General features: G+C 40.2%; 20 protein-coding genes and 2 pseudogenes. 21 read left to right on the top strand and 1 reads right to left on the bottom strand.

The window, feature by feature from the left end:
* The 19 genes and pseudogenes from B5F34_RS09895 to B5F34_RS18070 form a co-directional block, all read left to right on the top strand.
* Positions 1-387: PD-(D/E)XK nuclease family transposase (locus B5F34_RS09895; protein WP_204245595.1), on the top strand; the 387-nt coding region annotated here is incomplete at its 5' end.
* Between the two features lie 26 nt (positions 388-413).
* A complete protein-coding gene (locus tag B5F34_RS09900) occupies positions 414-905 on the top strand; it encodes a hypothetical protein (protein WP_087338132.1) in 492 nt (163 codons plus the stop codon).
* 281 nt (positions 906-1,186) lie between these two features.
* The gene (locus tag B5F34_RS09905; protein ID WP_087338135.1) at positions 1,187-2,635 is read left to right on the top strand and encodes a lipopolysaccharide biosynthesis protein; all 1,449 of its coding nucleotides are present in this window, start codon (positions 1,187-1,189) and stop codon (positions 2,633-2,635) included.
* Positions 2,636-2,768: 133 nt separating this feature from the next.
* A complete protein-coding gene (locus B5F34_RS09910) occupies positions 2,769-3,878 on the top strand; it encodes a DegT/DnrJ/EryC1/StrS family aminotransferase (RefSeq protein WP_087338138.1) in 1,110 nt (369 codons plus the stop codon).
* Positions 3,878-4,480, top strand: coding sequence for an acyltransferase (locus B5F34_RS09915; protein WP_087338141.1), 603 nt, complete (start codon positions 3,878-3,880; stop codon positions 4,478-4,480). The genes B5F34_RS09910 and B5F34_RS09915 overlap by 1 nt, the downstream gene beginning before the upstream one ends.
* Positions 4,440-4,664, top strand: coding sequence for a phosphopantetheine-binding protein (locus tag B5F34_RS09920; RefSeq protein ID WP_087338144.1), 225 nt, complete (start codon positions 4,440-4,442; stop codon positions 4,662-4,664). The genes B5F34_RS09915 and B5F34_RS09920 overlap by 41 nt, the downstream gene beginning before the upstream one ends.
* On the top strand, positions 4,664-5,887 hold the full coding sequence (locus tag B5F34_RS09925; RefSeq protein WP_087338147.1) for a fatty acid--CoA ligase family protein: 1,224 nt from the start codon (positions 4,664-4,666) through the stop codon (positions 5,885-5,887). Before B5F34_RS09920 ends, B5F34_RS09925 begins: the two co-directional genes overlap by 1 nt.
* Complete coding sequence (locus B5F34_RS09930; protein ID WP_087338148.1) at positions 5,884-6,606, top strand: SDR family oxidoreductase; 723 nt, start codon at positions 5,884-5,886, stop codon at positions 6,604-6,606. The genes B5F34_RS09925 and B5F34_RS09930 overlap by 4 nt, the downstream gene beginning before the upstream one ends.
* Positions 6,607-6,973: 367 nt before the next feature.
* Positions 6,974-8,149, top strand: a complete 1,176-nt coding sequence (locus B5F34_RS09940; protein WP_162609316.1) for a glycosyltransferase — start codon at positions 6,974-6,976, stop codon at positions 8,147-8,149.
* Positions 8,150-8,212: 63 nt separating this feature from the next.
* The gene (locus B5F34_RS09945; RefSeq protein WP_239448906.1) at positions 8,213-9,376 is read left to right on the top strand and encodes an adenylyltransferase/cytidyltransferase family protein; all 1,164 of its coding nucleotides are present in this window, start codon (positions 8,213-8,215) and stop codon (positions 9,374-9,376) included.
* Between the two features lie 31 nt (positions 9,377-9,407).
* Complete coding sequence (locus B5F34_RS09950) at positions 9,408-10,172, top strand: glycosyltransferase family 2 protein (protein WP_239448908.1); 765 nt, start codon at positions 9,408-9,410, stop codon at positions 10,170-10,172.
* Between the two features lie 119 nt (positions 10,173-10,291).
* Positions 10,292-11,386: an EpsG family protein gene (locus B5F34_RS09955; protein ID WP_087338163.1), complete on the top strand. Its 1,095-nt coding sequence runs from the start codon at positions 10,292-10,294 to the stop codon at positions 11,384-11,386.
* Positions 11,383-12,555, top strand: a complete 1,173-nt coding sequence (locus B5F34_RS09960) for a glycosyltransferase (RefSeq protein WP_087338166.1) — start codon at positions 11,383-11,385, stop codon at positions 12,553-12,555. The genes B5F34_RS09955 and B5F34_RS09960 overlap by 4 nt, the downstream gene beginning before the upstream one ends.
* Positions 12,556-12,645: 90 nt before the next feature.
* On the top strand, positions 12,646-13,575 hold the full coding sequence (locus B5F34_RS09965) for a glycosyltransferase family 2 protein (protein ID WP_087338366.1): 930 nt from the start codon (positions 12,646-12,648) through the stop codon (positions 13,573-13,575).
* Between the two features lie 32 nt (positions 13,576-13,607).
* A complete protein-coding gene (locus tag B5F34_RS09970) occupies positions 13,608-14,369 on the top strand; it encodes a glycosyltransferase family 2 protein (protein ID WP_239448915.1) in 762 nt (253 codons plus the stop codon).
* A gap of 72 nt (positions 14,370-14,441) precedes the next feature.
* Positions 14,442-14,684 (top strand): annotated as a pseudogene (locus tag B5F34_RS17890) (glycosyltransferase family 2 protein); the annotation flags it as partial.
* 9 nt (positions 14,685-14,693) lie between these two features.
* Positions 14,694-15,245, top strand: a complete 552-nt coding sequence (rfbC, locus tag B5F34_RS09980; RefSeq protein ID WP_087338169.1) for a dTDP-4-dehydrorhamnose 3,5-epimerase — start codon at positions 14,694-14,696, stop codon at positions 15,243-15,245.
* Between the two features lie 279 nt (positions 15,246-15,524).
* Complete coding sequence (locus tag B5F34_RS09985) at positions 15,525-16,481, top strand: hypothetical protein (protein WP_087338172.1); 957 nt, start codon at positions 15,525-15,527, stop codon at positions 16,479-16,481.
* Positions 16,482-16,592: 111 nt separating this feature from the next.
* A pseudogene (locus B5F34_RS18070) lies at positions 16,593-16,688 on the top strand (helix-turn-helix domain-containing protein); the annotation flags it as partial.
* A gap of 107 nt (positions 16,689-16,795) precedes the next feature.
* On the opposite strand, the gene lipB reads toward B5F34_RS18070, so the two are convergent.
* Positions 16,796-17,482, bottom strand: coding sequence for a lipoyl(octanoyl) transferase LipB (lipB, locus tag B5F34_RS09990; protein WP_255376962.1), 687 nt, complete (start codon positions 17,480-17,482; stop codon positions 16,796-16,798).
* Between the two features lie 299 nt (positions 17,483-17,781).
* On the opposite strand from lipB, the gene B5F34_RS09995 reads away from it, so the two are divergent.
* Together B5F34_RS09995 and B5F34_RS10000 are read left to right on the top strand one after the other, a co-directional pair.
* On the top strand, positions 17,782-18,621 hold the full coding sequence (locus tag B5F34_RS09995) for a helix-turn-helix domain-containing protein (RefSeq protein ID WP_204245596.1): 840 nt from the start codon (positions 17,782-17,784) through the stop codon (positions 18,619-18,621).
* 125 nt (positions 18,622-18,746) lie between these two features.
* Positions 18,747-19,595 (top strand): DUF3298 and DUF4163 domain-containing protein, encoded by an 849-nt coding sequence (locus B5F34_RS10000; RefSeq protein WP_087338178.1) that lies wholly within the window; start codon positions 18,747-18,749, stop codon positions 19,593-19,595.
* Positions 19,596-19,624 lie beyond the last annotated feature (29 nt).

A 19,624-nucleotide genomic window follows, 5' to 3' on the forward strand; every position in this document is an offset into this window, starting at 1 on the left:
GAGTTGGAAACCATGTTCGACAAGTGGCTGTTTGTGCTCCGCAACCTTTCCCGCCTGATGGAACGTCCCGTCGCCTTGCAGGAACGCGTGTTCACCCGTTTGTTTGAAGCGGCAGAGATCGCCCGTTTCAGCCGTCCGGACCTGGTGGCGTATGAGGATAGCCTGAAGGCATACCGCGACTGGTACAGTGTGATGAAGACAGCAGAAGACAAGGGGCATGCAAAAGGGTTAGCGGAAGGCCGTGCGGAAGGTCTTGAAAAAGGTCTTGAAAAGGGGCGTGAAGAGGAACGTATGAGTATCGCCCGGATGATGAAGTCGCAAGGTATTTCTCCGGAGGACATAGCCTTGTTTACGAAGTTGAGCGTGGATGAGATAAATGCACTTTAGTTTCTGAACCATTAATTGCTACCGTCATGCGACCTTTCATTCAACGTACCGCCGGGGCCACTTTCACATGTGGCAGCAGCCTGAGCCTGATATTCCGAAAAGACTACATCGAATATGTTTTCAAGTTGCAAGGAGGTTTTTATGGCATCATCCATCTGATCCCTGCCGCTGACGGCCAGATGCTTTTTGCCGATTGGGGGGATTATTTCCAACTCATCATCGGGCACAACGAACCGGAAAAGCTGATGCGTATGTTGGAGAAACCTTGTCCGAAAGTCATCGATCTGATGACGGGTGCCTCTGGTAACTCCTTGGTGACGATTCGGGGAGGTCAGCTGGGCATCAGCCGTCAAGTGAATGCTGCCCCCAACCCCAACCTGATTGCCTTGGCGGGTGATGAGAAAATACTGGATGAAGCGGAACAGTTGCTGAGCTATTGCCTGGATTTGTTTCATGAGATACGGACGAAATGCCCGTTCCCGGAGTGGAAGAAGAGGTTGGTGAACCTCTACGGGTGAGTAATGGGAGGGTGGAACTGAAATTATGTAAGCAGCTATTAATCGGCCGTATTGTTTCACCATATTCCAAGTGTCAATTTTGCGTCGTACCAACAACGCGACAAAAGATGACACATAGAGAATTAGATTATCAGTAAGTAGTCACTATAGGACCGCTTACTATTATACGCCCGAATAAAAATCGGGATTTTAATCTTTATCGCAGCCTCGATAGCCGCTTACTTCTGAATCGTAAATATGCTGTCTTAAGGCGGGAAAGCCAGAATTAGGCGTTTATACAAATGTCTGAATCTTTGAAGAATAAAACCGTCAGGGGTGTCGGCTGGAGTTTCATAGACAATCTCTCTAGTTCAGGAATCACCTTTTTGGTGGGACTGGTACTGGCCCGCCTGCTGACTCCATCGGAATACGGTATCATGGCTATCCTCACGATATTCATTGCCGTATCCAACTCGATTATTGACAACGGTTTTTCTAATGCACTGATTCGGAAAACGGATGCCGGACGGATTGATTATAATACAGTTTTCTTTTTCAATCTGGCAGTCAGTGTAATCCTTTATGTTCTCCTTTATTGGGCGGCTCCCGCCATCAGTGTGTTTTTTAAAGAACCGTTGCTGATGGAAGTCATGCGGGTTATCGGCTGGGTATTGGTCATCAATGCGCTGGCTATCATTCCCCGCACTCTGTTTGTCAAGGAGATCAATTTTAAGACACAGACCAAGGTTTCTCTAATCGCCTCTATCAGCAGCGGTGTTGTCGGCATCGGCATGGCATTGGCTGGTATGGGTGTCTGGAGTCTGGTCGGACAGCAGTTGTCCCGTCAGTTGCTAAACACAGTGTTCCTGTGGATTTATTGCACTTGGCGCCCCGTATGGGAATTTTCCATGCAGAGCTTTAAAGAACTGTTCGGATTTGGATCAAAGTTATTACTTTCCGGCTTACTGGATACCATATTTAAAGAAATCTATTCATTGGTCATAGGCCGCTGTTACACCTCTGCTCAATTGGGGCAATACACACGTGCCAACCAGTTTAACCAGATATTTTCCAGTAACCTGACTACAGTTATCCAACGGGTGAGTTATCCGGTACTGAGTAGTATTCAAGATGAACCGGAACGCCTGCGGGAAGCTTACCGTAAGGTTATTAAAAACACCATGCTGGTTAGCTTTGCCTGCATGTTGGGCATGGCAGCTGTGGCAAAACCGATGATTGTATTGCTGATTGGTGAGAAATGGTTGCCTGCGGTAGGATTTCTGCAGATTATCTGTTTTTCCGGCATGTTGTATCCCCTTCATGCCATCAACCTGAATATCTTGCAGGTAAAGGGGCGTTCCGATTTGTTCCTGAGGTTGGAAATCATTAAGAAGATAATTGCTATCGGCCCACTAGTTTTAGGCATATTGTTCAGCATCGAATATATGCTATGGGGCAGTGTTTTAACTTCAATCATAGCCTTTTTTCTGAATAGTTATTATTCTGCCGATCTAATTGACTACCCAACCAAAGCACAGGTAAAGGATATTCTGCCAACTTTCCTAGTCTCCTTTGTGACGGCTGCTGCCATGTGGAGCCTGACTTTATTGTCCCTTCCCTATTGGCTGATTTTGCCTTTACAGTGTCTGCTGGGCATCAGTCTGTCCGTGCTGATTTATGAACGGCTACAGCTTCCTGAATATTTGGAGGCCAGACAGATGGCTTTCTCCCTTCTGAAAAGAAAACATTAATTCATTACATACGGATTACGCGGATTAGACGTGTTTACGCAGATTGTGGTTGCTATCTGAATATAGGTAAACCAGTCTGATGTGTTCTTCATCATCCGTCTTATCAGTGTGTACTTTTCTTAAAATATCGAATATGGAAAAGAAAGTAATCACGGTTACTTCTCCCTTGCTTCCTTCTTTGGAAGAATTCATGCCTTATTTGCAAGACATCTGGGGGCGTAAATGGCTGACCAATAACGGCCATTATCATCAGGAGTTAGAGAAGGCTTTGTGCGAGTATCTGAAAGTGCCTTATATCAGCCTGTTCACAAACGGCACCTTGCCTTTGATGTGCGCCTTGCAGGCCCTGCGCATCACCGGTGAAGTCATTACCACCCCTTATAGCTTTGTAGCCACCACTCATTCGTTGTGGTGGAACGGGATTAAGCCGGTGTTTGTAGACATTGATCCGGAGACTTGCAACCTTGACCCAGACAAGATAGAGGCAGCCATTACTCCCAAGACCACGGCTATCATGCCGGTGCACGTATATGGCAAGCCTTGCGACACGGAACGCATTCAGGAGATCGCCGACAAGTACGGTCTGAAAGTCATTTACGATGCCGCCCATGCCTTTGGAGTAGAGGTAAACGGCAAGTCCATTCTAGAAGCCGGTGATATGTCTACGTTGAGTTTCCATGCCACGAAAGTCTACAACACGGTGGAGGGCGGCGCACTGGTATGTCACGACGAGCAGACAAAGAAGCGCATCGACTACCTGAAGAACTTCGGCTTTGCAGGTGAGACGACCGTGATAGCCCCCGGCATCAATGGCAAGATGGATGAAGTCCGCAGCGCCTACGGCTTGTTGAACCTGAAGCAGGTGGATGAAGCCATTGAGGCACGTCGTCAGGTAGCCATCAAGTACCGTGAGGCATTGCGCGACGTGAAAGGCATCCGCGTGGTGGAAGATATGCCGGGCGTGCGCCACAACTATTCCTACTTCCCGATATTCATTGACGCGGAAGCATACGGCATGACGCGCGACGAACTTTATTTCAAGATGAAAGAGAACGGCGTGTTAGGTCGTCGTTATTTCTATCCTCTGATCAGTGAGTTTTCTACTTACAGAGGACTGGAGTCGGCACGTCCGGAGAATCTGCCGGTGGCTACGAAAATTGCAGACTGTGTAATTTGTCTGCCGATGTATTATAACCTGACAAAGGAAGATATAGAACGGGTAATAAATTGCATACAAAAATAATGACATCATTTTATACTGAAGAAGAACTTTCATCTATGGGTTTTCAGTCTGTGGGTGAAGGGTGTAAAATTAGTCGGAAAGCTAGCTTTTACGGTATCTCCCATATTTCAATAGGAGATAATGTCCGCATTGATGACTTTTGTATACTGTCGGCAGGCAAGAGAATAATTATCGGAAATTATGTACATATTGCTTGTTATACTTCACTCATAGGTGCGGAAGACATAATTATCTCGGATTTCTGTTCTATTTCAGGTCGAGTTAGTATTTATTCAAGTAGTGATGATTATTCTGGTCGTTACATGACTAATCCGATGGTTCCAGTTCAATTCACCAACGTGACAAATGCTCCAGTTATTTTAAATAAGCATGTAATCATAGGATGTGCATCCGTCATATTGCCTGGAGTTACGTTAGAAGAAGGAGTTGCAATAGGAGCTTTATCATTGGTTGATCATTCATGCATCAGCGATGTAATATATTGCGGTAATCCCCTGAAAAAAATTATACCAAGATCAAAAAAATATCGGATATTAGAAAATCAATTAAAACAAGTACAACATGGAAGAAAAAATCTTGAAGATTATCAATCAAATTCGTGAAAGTAAAGGAATGTCTCCTTTAACAAAGCTGACTGCTTCAGATGATTTGCGGGACAATGTAGGATTTACTTCTTTTGATTTGGCAGAATTGACCGTCCGTTTGGAGGATGAATATGGAGTGGATGTATTTGAGGATGGTCTGGTATCAACAATCGGTGAAATTCTTGAAAAACTGAATAAGTAATGGATACTTTCTTGGTTGATGATTCTGACATATATAGTTATGATTTATTACTAAGTCAGATTAAAACATGTAAGGATTATATCCCAGTTTTACGCACTCATTCATTGTATGACTACTTCTTTAATCTGTTGACCGCTTTGGCTTTTAATGAAAGTTTGGTATTGATAGATTCAGACATGTCAGAACAGGAAATCAATTCATTGGCAGTCGGAGAAATCAATAAACCTAGGAGTATTAAAGAAGCGTCAGCTTGGAACAATTGGGAAACTTTTCGGGATACAGTTCTTTCTTCTTCGTCTGAAATAACGATTTTTACTTCAGGAACGACAGGGCAACCTAAAAAAGTAGTACATACAATAGGTACATTAACACGATCCGTACGTCGTTCAGACAAACATATTGAAGACATTTGGCTGTTTGCTTATAATCCGACTCACATGGCCGGCTTGCAGGTATTTTTTCAGGCATTTGCCAATAAGAATGCATTGGTAAATAGCTTTAACCAGCCCCGCAAGACCGTATTTGAACTTATACAACGCTATCATATAACTCATATATCTGCCACTCCAACTTTTTACCGGCTTCTTCTTCCTGCCGATCAAAGTTTCTGTTCTGTCCGCAGAATAACTTTGGGTGGGGAAAAATCAAACACCTCTCTTTATGAGAATATTCTCAAATTGTTTCCTGCTGCAAAGCTGACCAACATATACGCCTCTACAGAGGCCGGTTCTTTATTTGTGGCTAAGGGAGAAAACTTCCAAATACCTGATAGCATCGTGGATAAATGTAAGATATCTCCTGAAGGTGAATTATTGGTACATAAATCTTTGTTAGGAAAATCTGACAGCTTTATTTATCAGAATGATTATTATCATACCGGTGATATCGTAGAATGGGTTGATGAATCCAAAGGCATGTTTAGATTCGTCAGCCGGAAAAATGAGCTTATTAATGTTGGTGGATATAAAGTCAACCCCAATGAAGTGGAAGAAGCTATTTGTAATATCGAGGGGGTAGAGCAGGCTTATGTCTATGGAAAAACTAATTCCATCTTGGGTAATATGTTATTTGCTGAAGTCGTTAAACAGCCGGGATATGTACTCAGTGAGCTGGATATCAGGAAAAAGTTATCCATCCACTTACAGGATTTTAAAATACCCCGTAAAGTGATTTTTGTAGAACATTTGTCTTTAACCCGTACAGGAAAATTAAAACGCGTATGAATATTTTAGTAACTGGCTGTTCCCGGGGAGTAGGATTGGAAATTTGCCGTCAGTTGCTCCAGCAGGGGCATACTGTATATGGTATAGCTAGAACCCATACAATAGAGTTTCAGCAACTTGAAGATATGTATAAGGGTTTTGTCTATTTTAAGAATGTCGATTTGTCAGATGCTGAGAACGCTTATAAAGTAGTGTTTAAAGAGTTTCTTGGCAATAAAGTAGTGTTACATGGTTATGTCAATAATGCTGCGATGGCTTATGATGACATTATCACCAATTTGAATCTAAACAAATTAGAAGAAATGTATGCAGTCAATGTGCTTACTCCTATGATGTTTACTAAATATGCATTACGCAACATGTTGTTACACCATACAGCAGGCTGCATTATACATATCTCTTCTATAAGTGCTCATACAGGGTATAAAGGACTGGCCATGTATGCTTCAAGTAAAGGAGCTTTAGAAGCTTTTTCCAAAAATACGGCTCGTGAATGGGGCGGTTTAGGTATCCGGTCTAACGTAGTGGTACCAGGATTTATGGAAACAGCCATGAGTTCCTCTTTGACAGAAGAACAAAAAGACAGGATATATAAACGAACCTCTTTAAAACAAGCGACTTTAATATCATCTGTGGCAGCTACGGTGGTCTTTTTGCTATCGGACAGTGCTAAAAGTATTACAGGTCAGAATATTCATGTTGATTCAGGGACGATTTAATTGATACGTGCAATATTCATACCTTAAACGAATGAATGAAAGAATTGAAGAACGGCCTTTAATGGTTACTATTCGCTGCATAACTTACAACCACGAACCCTATATCCGCCAATGTTTGGAGAGTTTTATTATGAAGAAAACTAATTTTCGCTTTGATAGAATAAAGGATTATTGTTCCTTCTTCCAATAATCGGCATTGTAATATACACAGATCTCAGAAATGCAGATAAAATGATTAGTAATGGTATGCATGATGCTTATCCAGAATATGGAAAAATTTTATTCTTCAAAACATTGAATAATTCGAAGGTACAGAATTATTATTTGCATAAGATATTTTCTACTCCTTAAAATGACTATGTATTATATGTACAAATATAAAGTGATATATTGTATAGATTATTATGAGATTACTGGAGGTGCTTCAATTGCATTGATTGAAACAATTAAGTCTAATCCTAAATTAGAAAAATATATAATAGCATGCAGGAATTGTACGCTACCTGAGCATTTTGTTTTTAAGAAAAGCGGAAAAGAGATAATTGAAGAATATCTGTCAGGAAATTACGATTTTATACATTGGTTTAAATCTGCTGGTTTTAAATTATTCAGAGAATTAGTTCGGGAAGCGCATAGACGTCATTTGCACCCTAATATCATAACGACAGTTTGTCAACGTCCATCATTCAAGTTGCACTTATTGTCTCCGATTGAAATCAAACATTCTTTAGCTTTGGTTTTTATTGATAAAGCCGCTTACAATGATTCTTTGTATGCGTTCATACCATCAGAACTAAAAAGAATGATCTACTTTGGTACAAGTAAGTATACATTGGAGATTTTGAATTCTGTGCTTGAAGAAGAAACTTCTGATAAGAAGAAACTTGAAATAATTTATGGCAGAGGAAGTACATTAAACAAGTGTCCTAAAGATATGTTTAAAATCTTTGATGGTATTAATTCTCCTAAACATTTTGTGATTGTAGGAAATGGTGATGACAGATGGATAAAAAAAGAGGCGAGAAAACGTGATGATTATACTGTCGAAATCATTCAGGGATTGCCTTATAAAAAATGGCTGGAAGTGTTAAAAAACTTCGATGTGTTTTTATATTACTTACCATTGTCTGCTTATTCATCTATAGACGGCACTCTAGGGGATGCCATGTTGTTAAAAAAGCCTGTTGTTTATTATGGACCAGATGCGCCTAAAGAACGTTTAATTAATGGTTATAATGCATTGGTAGCGTCTTCCAAGGAAGATATTATAAAATATTGTAACCTATTATTGTCAGACGAACAGTTAAGGACTACTTTAGGTGAGCATGCCCGGGAGACAACCTTGCGGGATTTTCCCATGTGTAAGACTATAGATAGTTATAATCAACTATATCGGGATTTGCAAACTAAGCAAAATGATGCAGATACCCCTCGTATTAGAATTCCTCTTGATTTTTATTTTTATTATGGGCTCATCACTTGCAAGAATTTTATCACTAAATGTATACGTAAAACAATAAATATCTGTTTGAAGAGTAGATGAGTTCATTTAAGTTAATTTAGTTAGGAGATTTCAGGTAATTAAAAATAATTACAATATATCATTATGAATACAACGGCAATGCACAAACGTGTCTTTGTCTCCGGCTGCTACGACATGCTTCATAGCGGTCATGTAGCCTTTTTCAAAGAAGCTTCGCAATACGGTGACTTATATGTTGGCATCGGATCGGATGCTACCATTGAACAATTGAAGAAACGTAAAACAGTTTATTCTGAGCGCGAACGGTTGTACATGGTAAAAGCCATCCGGTATGTGACGGATGCCTTTATAAATTCGGGGTCCGGACTGATGGATTTCACTGAAACCGTTGAGCGAGTGAAACCGGATATTTTCGTGGTCAACAGCGATGGTGGTTCGGAAGAAAAAAGGAATTTTTGTCGGCAACACGGTATTGAATACATTGAACTGAAGCGTATGCCGGAAGCTGGTTTGCAAGCCCGTTCCACTACTGATTTGCGTAAGGTTGGTTCACATCTTCCTTATCGAATAGACCTCGCTGGAACTTGGATTGACCAACCCTACGTTTCCTGCTATGGTGCCGGGTGGGCAATAACCATATCCATAGAGCCTACGATTGATTTTATGGAACGTGCCGGTATGTCAACCTCTACCCGCAATGCGGCACGTAAGATATGGCCTTACGAACTGCCTGCCTACAATGAGGAAATGTTGGCCAAGCTGCTGTTTTGTTTTGAGAATGATCCGGAACGTGAAGGACATATTTCTGGAGCACAAGATGCTATTGGCATCTGCATGTCCGGGTTGTGTCGCCATTATTATGACAACCGCTATTGGCCGTCGCGCATAGAAACCTGCCATGATGAAGAAATCTTGTCTTGGCTGGAAAGCCATCTGTGCTTGGTACCTATGTTCCCGCGCCGTCCGGGCACATCTGTCGTGGAAGGGAAAGATATTACAACGGAAAAGGTAAAGGCATTGACTATGGCAGCAGAAAATTGTTGGAATGCCATATTGGCTAAAGATTTAACGGCTTTCGCCAAAGCATACCATGCTTCATTTGAAGCACAGATTGCCATGTTTCCATCCATGATGGCAGAAGGTGTTCAAGATTACATTGACACCTGGGGGCATCATTCCCTGGCTTGGAAGATGACAGGTGCCGGAGGTGGTGGTTATTTGGCTTTAGTGGTGGATTCGGTACCTGAAGGTGCGATACCTATCAAGATAAGAAGATATAATAACTGAATTTATAGACTGATACCCTCTAAATATTCTTATGAAAATTTCTGTAGTAACGGTCTGTTACAATGCTGTCCAGACCCTTGAAAAAACGATGTTATCTGTGTTGAACCAGACTTATCCGTATGTAGAGTATATCATTATTGACGGTGGCAGTACGGATGGAACCGTTGACATCATCAAGAAATATGCGGATAGATTGGCATATTGGGTGAGCGAGCCGGATAAGGGGATTTATGATGCGATGAATAAGGGGATAAAGGCGGCAACGGGGGAATGGATTAATTTTATGAATAGTGGGGATACGTTTTATGAAGCCAATACTTTGGCACAGGTTTGTACATTCATGGAGGGACAGGTTGCAGATATTGTTTATGGAGATGCAAAATATATATATGAGTGGGGGGATATTATACGTAAACCTTTTTTTTTATCGGAACTTAGAAAACACATGATTTTTTGTCATCAATCCGCTTTTGTGAAAATGAATATAATGAAAAAATATAAGTTCAGTTTAAAATATAAAATATCAGGGGATTATAATTTCTTTTATCAACAATATATGTTGAGTAGGCGTTTTTCATATTTATCGATTTGTATTTCAAATTTCGATGCTGTAGATGGTGTTTCCAGTAGAAATTGTTTAGTCTGCTTGAAAGAAGATGCAAGGATTAATGGTAGGAAAGATACTATATCATGGAAATTCTTTTATTATAAGACTTGGATACTTGTATCTATAAAAAGTTCTCTGAAAAGTATACTCCCGCGGAAAGTTGTTCTCATATTGAAAAAAACTATCTGAAAATAAATGATTTCCATAGTTAACCAAGATAATTGTGGGTAACCGCGATTATGGAATTTTTTTAAATGTATTATCTGTAAAAACAGAGGATGCATCAAAATTGGACATTTACTTTATAAATGTATTTATACGTACTATTTTATATCTTAGCTCTAATATCCTTTGGGGAATTAGCGAAATTTAGAATTAAAGATAACCCCAATTTTTATAAAGTGGCTTATTGGGGAGTTGTTTGTGTAATAATATTTCTTTCTACTTTTCGTTGGGAAAACGGAACTGATTGGAGTTCTTATTATGAATACTATATTCAAGTAGGAGTGTCACCAGAATCAGGATATCTGGAGTTTGGATATACCTGGCTCTGTTTTATTAATTATCAGCTGGTTAATGGTTCATATACTTTCCATTTAGGAATAATGGCATTATTATGTATACTTCCAGTTGCAAAACGGATTAAACAATATTCTCCTTTTCCTTTTTTTTCATTATTCATTTGGTTTTGTGTAATATTCGCTCATCTATTCCCAGTAAGACAAACAATTGCAATTAGTTTGTTTGTTTTTTCATGGAAATACATTATTGAAAGAAAATGGTACTTCTATTTAGTAACTATTATCATTGCCACAACTTTTCATTATACGGCCTTGATAACTCTACCTATTTATTTTTTATGGAAAAAGTATATTCCTGCTAAATATATAATGTGTGCTATTGCTATTGTTTTTGTTATGGCAGTTACTACATCACATTTATTTTCCAATTTGCTATTCATTTTTGGTGGAGATTTTTTTGAAAGTAAGTTATCGTATTATATGGATCAATCCAACGAAACATTTGGAATGATTTATTCACCAATACAGGTAATGATAAGAGGATGTGTAAATAGGAGTTTTTATTTTTTTATTCCTCTTTTCCTACTCAATGCAAGACGTAAAAATGATTATTGTTTGAATGCTTTTTTCAACATGTATCTATATAGTTTTATATTATTTCTAATAACCGTTCCTTTATCTGTAGCTCTAGCTCGGTTAACAGTATTTACGGATATGGCTCAGATTATGCTGCTACCTTATATCTTTACAATGAGGATGAACAGAGGCACAGTCTATATAATTGTTTCCTTATTGATAATCTATTTTTTCATTAGATTTAATGGTATTGTAATGAACTATTATGATGTATATATCCCTTATAAATTTTGTTTCTTCAGATGAATAATAGAGTAAAAATTGTTGACTACTTTTCGGTTCACTCATTTCACGAGATTATTAATACGGCATTGGTCATTATGTGTACACATTTGTTCGATGATGTTCAATACTATGCCGGTAAATCGTCTATTAAAAATATTAAAAAGTATTACTATTCACACATTGGGGATGAAGCAAGTTCTATTATATTTCATAGGAGACCTATTTGCGAGGCAAATACAAAATTAGGTACTTTTATTCGAACTATATTGGGATTTTTCGTTACAATAGCAGAGTATATTTTTTTAGGGAAAAAGACTATTCTTTTTTTTAATTATACCAATCCTCTTTCTATGCCTCTTATCTTGTTCCTAAATTATCTATTGAAGAAGAAAGTTGTGTTTGTGATGCATGGGGAACTGGAACTTCAACTCAAACAAAATATATCAATATTGAAACCTGCATTTTGGTATCGTCTGTTCCATAGATTAAGTTTGAAACATTTATTTAAGAGAAATGAAGCGATTCTCTTGGTTTTAGGTGAGTCTATTAAGAGTAATCTTTGTGATATTTTTCCTGCTATTTCTTCAAATATATACTCCATTTGTCACCCGTATTTTATGGATGATTGTATTATAAATAAGAAACAAAGAGTGTTAACTATTGGAACTGTAGGAGTAATGACAAAAGAGAAGGGGCTTGATTCTTTGTTAATTCTTTCGGAGAAATTGAGTAATCCCATAAAAGAAGGAAAATTAATAATAAAAGCAATAGGAAAGGTTGAAACAGTAGATGTATCTATTTATCGAAATATAAAATGGATTGGAAATAAAAACTTGTTGCCTAGAGATATTTTTGAAGAAGCTATACAATCATTAGACTATATACTTTATTTATATCCTTCCGATTCATATAAGCTTACAGCTAGCGGAGCTATTATGGATGCTGTAAAGTTTGGTAAGCCGATTTTGGCATTGCATAATGATTATTTTGATTATTTGTTGAAGAACGTTTGTATAGGTTATGTTGTAAATGATATTTACGAATTGATAACCATAATCAATCAGCTATTAAAGACAACAGTTGAGATTGATTATAGTGAAGGATTCAATTTATTGAGAAATAAAGTAAGTATTCGTAAAAATACCATTTTACTGGAGAAAATATTAAAAGATCGGATGTATATAGCATAGAATAACGGTCGTTGAATAGATATAAGCTCTTGTCTTCATTGCACCCTAAAATTGGTTATTAGAAGTTTGTTCTCTAATTATCATATAATTATGTCTTATCCTCTTTCTATAATTATTCCTTGTTACAACAGTGAACAATATATAGTATCATGTGTAACTTCTTTGTTTATACAAACGTATCATGATTGGGAAGCAATATTTGTAAATGACGGTAGTAAAGATAATACTCTTAATATATTGACAAATTATGCATTGCAAGATCAACGTATTAAGATGTATTCTCAATCCAATCAAGGTACTGCCAAAGCGCGTGAGTATGGTATAAGCAAAGCCACCGGTGATTTTATAACTTTCTTGGATGTGGATGATACTTTGCAAGAGAATGCTTTGGAACAAATGCTTCGTGCGTTTGATGAGGATACGGACATTGTCGTTTCGGGATTCAATATAGTGAAAGGCCAGTCTGTCCGTCGTAAGATTCTGCACCCATGCAAGTTGCCTTCCATGGACTATCTAAAGAAAGTTCTTTGCGGGAAATATGGTTGGGAATTATGTGCTAAGATGTATCGCAAGGAGCTGTTTACCACCTCTATAAAGATTACTCAAGGAATACGCATCGGTGAAGATGCGGCAGTCTTTATTCAACTGGTGTGTGCCTCTAGACAAGTTAAAATCTTGTCCGAACAGGTGTATAATTATATACAATATGCACAATCAGCTTCCCACATTCGTTCTGAGAAATATGCAGAAGAGACATTACAGGCTGCCTTTTTTATTGAAGATATACTAAAAAATACTCATTACTATCAAAAGATAAAACCTGAAATAGATGCCATGTTTTTGCTTTTTTATTCCAATTCTACCCGGAGAAGCATTCTTGGTGCTGCTCATCCTTTTGTGCGAACAATTATGAGAAAGCATTTTAAATTTTCAGCAATCACAAGAATCCCTTTGTATAAAGCAATTTATGTATTGCTCATTTATTGTCTAAGTCTAGTTAAGAGTAGTAATTATGAATAAGGTTATATCATATTCTTTTCTTTTTATTCCAAATGAAGATTTCACGTTTGATATCTGTTATTGTGCCTTGCTACAATGCGGAAAATACTATTAAAGCAACTATTCAGTCTGTATTGTTACAAACTTATTCTAATTGGGAATTATTGATTGTGGATGATTGTTCCACAGATGATTCTGTGAAAATAATTAATCAATATAGCATAAAAGATCCTCGTATCAAATTGTTAAGCACCGATAAAAATACGGGTTCCCCTTCTGAGCCTCGTAATATAGCCTTGGAAGCAGCCAAGGGGCAATATATCGCTTTTCTGGACGCAGACGATACTTGGCTTCCTAATAAATTGGAAGAACAATTGGAGTTTCTGGAAATGAATGATTTTGATTTTGTATATTCCAATTATGAAAAAATGAATTATCAAGGAAAACGTAATAACAGGATTGTGTGTGCACGTTCTGTTTCTACTTATTGGGATATTCTTGAGAGTAACGGCATCCCTTGTTTGACAGCCTTGTTAAGGCGGAAAATAATTGGTGATATTCGCTTTCAACAAACACCCAAAGAAGATTATGTTTTCTGGTTGACAATTATGCGTACTCGAAACGTCACCGCATATAATACAAATAAAATCCATGCCATTTATCGAGAATCTAAAAACAGCCGTTCTGGGGATAAATGGGATATGATTCGGAAACAATGGTATGTCTTACGTATGGTGGAAAATGTAAAAAAAGTACCGGCTATCTATTTTATGTCAACTTTTTTAGTAAAAGGTTTTTTGAAGTTTTTAAAGTGAATAGCGGTAAGCAGTCAAAAAAGGCTATTAATTGAAAGGCATAACTTTGCTGCGAACTAAAATTAAAAGATTATGTATGCGGAGGATTTGGATTTGTGCCGTCGGATAGGCGAAGTTTCCAAAACCATGTATTATCCGGGTGTGTCTATTTATCACGCATACGGAAAAGGGTCATACAAAAACAGGAAACTGCTGAAATATCACATCTGTTCAGTTGTTAAATATTTCAACAAATGGGGATGGATTCTTGATAAGAAACGCACCCAAATAAACAAAGCGTGTCTGGAACGTTTGAAATCTTTGCCCAATAAGTAGACTACAATTATGAACATAATCGAAACCCCTATCCCCGGCGTTGTCATCATCGAGCCTCGCCTCTTTCTCGATGCCCGCGGTTATTTTTTCGAATCCTTCAACCAACGTAAGTTTGAAGAGAAAGTCTGTAAAATAACCTTCGTACAGGACAACGAGAGCAAATCTTCGTATGGTGTTATTCGTGGTCTGCACTTTCAGAAACCACCTTTTGCACAGAGCAAACTGGTACGGGTAGTGAAAGGTGCGGTGCTGGATGTAGCAGTGGATATTCGCAAAGATTCTCCCACCTTTGGCCGACATGTAGCTGTGGAGTTGACCGAAGACAACCATCGTCAGTTTTTCATTCCCCGCGGTCTGGCACACGGTTTCAGTGTACTAAGTGAGGAGGTAATCTTTCAATACAAGTGCGATAACTTCTACGCTCCGCAAAGTGAAGGTGCGATAGCTTGGGATGACCCGGATTTAGGTATTGATTGGCGCATACCGGCAGACAAGGTAGTGTTGAGCGAGAAAGACAGGCATCACCCGTTGTTGAGACAAACTTCACTTGATGTACCTTGACAGGTGTGACAGCAAAATATAACTTTTATACTACGCGCGCCTACGCGAGACAATATGATATAACGTAATTTGTCTCGCGTAGGCGCGCGTATGTTTTATCACAATTATATAGTGTCAACCTGTCAAGGAGCAGCTTGCAAACGCAGTTCCATGATGAATAAAAACATATCGCAGAGTTTGTGTGAGCCTCTATATTCGCAAACGAATACTTTCCATGAAGCTTGCATAAGCCGATAGAATCCCCTATATTTGCATCAGTAACCAATAACATCCCGCTTTATGACCATTATCGCCAATCCGATATACGATTCCGTGTTCAAGTTCCTGATGGAAGATGAACGTGCGGCAAAGGTGCTGCTTTCTGCCCTGCTGCAGCAGGAGGTGCATGACCTGAAGATGCGCCGCAATGAATATACAAATCTTAGCCAGACCCGTATATCGTTGTTCCGCATTGATTTCTCAGCCCGTATTAAGGATGCTGCGGGCAGGGAACAGTTGGTGCTGATAGAGCTTCAGAAGACCTGGCTGATGACGGAGACCCTGAGTTTCCGCCAGTATCTGGGCACCCAATATCTGGATATGGAGAATATCTCGTCGTCGGGGAGCGGGACCGGCTACGGCTTGCCCATCATTTCAATTTATATCCTGGGACATAAATTGGGAGACCTGAACGAACCGGTGGTGTATGTACGCCGCCGTTATCTGGATTATGACAACCGGGATATCGTGCAGGGCGTTCCGGATCCTTTCATCGAAAGCCTGACGCATGACAGCATCATCGTCCAAATCCCTTACCTGCAGGGACGGGCACGCAATCATCTGGAACGTCTGCTGAGCGTTTTCGACCAGGAATGCCGGATGGCTACGGATGTCCATTTCCTTCAGATAAATGACGAGGGCATGGATAAGGAAGGGCGGTTGCTGGTGAACCGCCTGGTGATGGCGGCAGCTTCTCCCGATGTCAGACGGGAGATGCAAGTGGAAGACGAAATTCTGTCTGAAATAGAGGCACGGGATACAGCCATCATGATGAAAGATAAAGAGATTGAACTGAAGACCCAGGAGATTGAGCAGAAGACTCAGGAGATTGAGCAGAAATCGCAAGAAATAGAACAACAAAAATCTATCTTGCGCACAACTGTCCGGAATCTGTCTCAGCGTGGCATGTCCGTGAAAGATATAACTTCTGTATTAGCGGTGTCTGAAGAAACAGTATCTGCTTTGTTATCTGAATAAAGAAAGGTTACAGACAAGACTGGCTGGTATGAGGGACGTGCCGATGGACTTGAAGAAGGCCGCGCTGAAGGGCGGGCTGAGGGCCGTGTAGAGGGGCAGAAGGAAGCGAAGTGGGAGCATGCCCGTAAAATGAAGGCCAAAGGTTATCCGATAGAGGATATCGCAGATATTACAGGACTCTCGAAGGAAGCAGTGGCTTCCTTGTAAATGTGACAAATCTTAGAAACGCAGATATCCGGAGACGCACTTCCGCATCTCCGGATATTTGCGTTTTGGGTAAATATTCATCTCAATCTCTGTATTTATTCAAATGCTTACTCTCCCTTTCTGCGAGAAGCAGAAAGAAGATCCAGCAGTTCCCGGCAAAGTCCGGTCTTTACCTCCTCCATATCAATCTCCCTCCCCAATTCTTTCTGCAGAGAAGTAACCCCCTTATCCACAAAGCCACAAGGGTTGATGTAGCTGAAATAGCGCAAATCGGTGTTCACGTTCAGAGCCAGCCCGTGCATCGTCACAAAATGACTGGAACGGACACCGATAGCGCAAATCTTACGCGCACGGGGTGAATGCGCATCCAGCCATACCCCTGTTGCTTTTTCCAACCGCCCAGCCTGAATGCCATAAGAGGCACAGACACGAATCACCGCTTCTTCCAATACATGAATGTAGTCGCGGAGCCCCAATGCGTAGTCTTCCAAATTAAGAATGGGATAGCACACTAACTGGCCGGGGCCGTGAAAGGTAATATCTCCGCCACGGTCAATATGGTAAAGGGTAGCTCCGATACGGCGCAATTGCTCTTCGCCCAACAACATATTGCCTTCCTTGCCACTACGCCCCAACGTATATACTGCAGGATGCTGGCACATGATGATGTGATTGACGTATGCCTGCCCGCCCTGCTTAGCTTCTACCAATGCGTCGAACCATTCTTCCTGACGCTTCCAGGCTTTCTCGTATTCGATAAGCCCCCAATCGGATATTTCTGTATTCATAGTCAATAATCTGATAAGTAGATGACAAGAATGAACCTATATAAAACATTGAATCACGAAGGAACAGAGCATGTAGAATAAAGCTTGTGCAAGCTCACTCATAGAACTATAATTCACCGCTCCTGCTGCAAATCCGTCAGCTGTGCTGCCGCTTTCAGCCGGACAAACGCCCCAAAGCCTCTCTGTGCTTACTATAAACCGGATTCTCAACAGTCGGTTAAAAATAAAAACAAGCTCTGAAATCCGGGACAAAAATAGCAACAATTCTTTGAAAAGGTCTATCTTTGCAGACAAAATGAAGCAATATGCGTATGGATTTTCCACAAGTGGACCTCCCCGTTGACGTCATAGCCTGGACGGATGTGACGGAAGAAGTCTTGAACATCTACAAACAGTCATGCAGACTGAAAGCGTGCATCTTCGCACTCTGTTTAGAAGGGTCGATCACGGTTTCTATTAATCTGATGGAAACAGAAATCAAACGCGGCGACCTGATAACCTTGCTGCCCGGCACCATCATCCAGTTTTACGGGCAAAGGGAGAAGTTCCGCCTGGCCTTCATCGGGTTCTCTGCCCATTGCGTGACCGGAGTCAACGTCATCCAATCCATATTAAGTTCTTTCTCTACGATTTTAGAATATCCTGTCCTAAGCATCAATGACACATTAACCTCTTACTTCAATGACTACTTCGCCTTGTTGTCCAGAGTAACGACAGGCGATTATCCACCAGACACCCATCTGTCTCAGGAAATATTGAAAAATATGCTGTATGTCATAGACCGGCTCTACAACATTCATCCGCAAGAACAGCGGATTGCCAAAAGCCGGAAAGAAGAAATCTGCCACCAACTCATCCAACTGGTCATAGAGAACTATACACACGAACGGCATGCACAGTTTTATGCCGACCGTCTGGGCATCTCGTTACAGCATCTGAGCACAACCGTGAAGCAAGTGACAGGTAAAAACGTGCTGGATATCATTGCCAACGTAGTATTAATGGACGTAAAAGCCAAACTGAAATCGACAGATATGACCGTGCAGGAAATAGCCTATTCACTCAACTTTCCCAGTGCCTCATTCTTCGGAAAATATTTCAAAAGATATGTCGGAATGAGCCCACTGGAATATAGAAACAGCTAAATGACACCTCCTCCGGACAGTATTGAAAAAAAATCTCGCAAATTAGAGGATGGTTCGACAATATATCCTATATTTGTGCATGGTGATTAAATAAATGAATATTGTTTTTTAAATAAAAGTTCAGAATGAAAAAGCAAAATGTCAGCCAGCTTGTCCTTTTGCTTGCGACAAGCATTATTTTGTTTTCTTGCAATAACAAAACGAACAGGAACAAATGGGCCGTGGAGTTCGACAGTATTCAGGTGAACGAAACGGCACACCTCTTCGGCGACACAGCAAAACCTGCCTGTAACCTGGTAATAAACTTTGCCTATGCACGGCTGTCGGATGACGAACAAATTAAAGACAGCCTGAACCGCTATTTCCTGACTGCCAGCTTCGGCGACGCCTATTCGACCTTTCAACCGCAAGAAGCTGTCAAAAGATACAAAGAGCAATATGTCAACGACTACCGCAACGATTTGGAGAAACTCTATCGGAAAGAAGAAGCTGAATTTGGAGATGCCGACCAACGTGCCTGGTATTCGTACTATAAATACATCCAAAGCCAGGTGCAGCTTTACAGCAAAAATCTCCTGGTATACCGTACGCGTTTCGAAGAATACACGGGAGGGGCGCACGGCATCTATATGACTTCTTTTCTGAATCTGGACTTGCGTACGTTGACTCCCATACGCCTGAAAGATTTATTTACCGACAATTATGAAGAAGCCCTGACAGACCTGCTTTGGAATCAGCTGATGGCAGACAACCATGTAGCTACGCGCGAAGAATTGGAAGACTTGGGCTATGGAAGCACAGGCGACATAGTACCTACCGAGAATTTTTATATCGGACAGGAAGGAATCACTTTCTATTATAATGTATATGACATTGCACCTTATGTGATGGGAGCCATTGAGATCTCCCTCCCCTACGAAATCATGTCACACCTGCTGAAAGATGAAACCAAAATCCTGGATTCTGTCCGGTAACTCCCACAGACTGATTATATCATTATGGA

Source organism: Mediterranea sp. An20, from assembly GCF_002160055.1.
Taxonomy (GTDB): Bacteria; Bacteroidota; Bacteroidia; order Bacteroidales; family Bacteroidaceae; genus Bacteroides; species Bacteroides avicola.

Coding starts and splice junctions, on each gene's coding strand:
- B5F34_RS09955 (WP_087338163.1), top strand. CDS start 10,292: ATGTATTTATACGTACTATTTTATATCTTAGCTCTAATATCCTTTGGG.
- B5F34_RS09905 (WP_087338135.1), top strand. CDS start 1,187: ATGTCTGAATCTTTGAAGAATAAAACCGTCAGGGGTGTCGGCTGGAGT.
- rfbC (WP_087338169.1), top strand. CDS start 14,694: ATGAACATAATCGAAACCCCTATCCCCGGCGTTGTCATCATCGAGCCT.
- B5F34_RS09940 (WP_162609316.1), top strand. CDS start 6,974: ATGTACAAATATAAAGTGATATATTGTATAGATTATTATGAGATTACT.
- B5F34_RS09995 (WP_204245596.1), top strand. CDS start 17,782: ATGCGTATGGATTTTCCACAAGTGGACCTCCCCGTTGACGTCATAGCC.
- B5F34_RS09900 (WP_087338132.1), top strand. CDS start 414: ATGCGACCTTTCATTCAACGTACCGCCGGGGCCACTTTCACATGTGGC.
- B5F34_RS09945 (WP_239448906.1), top strand. CDS start 8,213: ATGAATACAACGGCAATGCACAAACGTGTCTTTGTCTCCGGCTGCTAC.
- B5F34_RS09925 (WP_087338147.1), top strand. CDS start 4,664: ATGGATACTTTCTTGGTTGATGATTCTGACATATATAGTTATGATTTA.
- B5F34_RS09930 (WP_087338148.1), top strand. CDS start 5,884: ATGAATATTTTAGTAACTGGCTGTTCCCGGGGAGTAGGATTGGAAATT.
- B5F34_RS09965 (WP_087338366.1), top strand. CDS start 12,646: ATGTCTTATCCTCTTTCTATAATTATTCCTTGTTACAACAGTGAACAA.
- B5F34_RS09985 (WP_087338172.1), top strand. CDS start 15,525: ATGACCATTATCGCCAATCCGATATACGATTCCGTGTTCAAGTTCCTG.
- B5F34_RS09920 (WP_087338144.1), top strand. CDS start 4,440: ATGGAAGAAAAAATCTTGAAGATTATCAATCAAATTCGTGAAAGTAAA.
- B5F34_RS09950 (WP_239448908.1), top strand. CDS start 9,408: ATGAAAATTTCTGTAGTAACGGTCTGTTACAATGCTGTCCAGACCCTT.
- B5F34_RS10000 (WP_087338178.1), top strand. CDS start 18,747: ATGAAAAAGCAAAATGTCAGCCAGCTTGTCCTTTTGCTTGCGACAAGC.
- B5F34_RS09910 (WP_087338138.1), top strand. CDS start 2,769: ATGGAAAAGAAAGTAATCACGGTTACTTCTCCCTTGCTTCCTTCTTTG.
- B5F34_RS09970 (WP_239448915.1), top strand. CDS start 13,608: ATGAAGATTTCACGTTTGATATCTGTTATTGTGCCTTGCTACAATGCG.
- B5F34_RS09960 (WP_087338166.1), top strand. CDS start 11,383: ATGAATAATAGAGTAAAAATTGTTGACTACTTTTCGGTTCACTCATTT.
- B5F34_RS09915 (WP_087338141.1), top strand. CDS start 3,878: ATGACATCATTTTATACTGAAGAAGAACTTTCATCTATGGGTTTTCAG.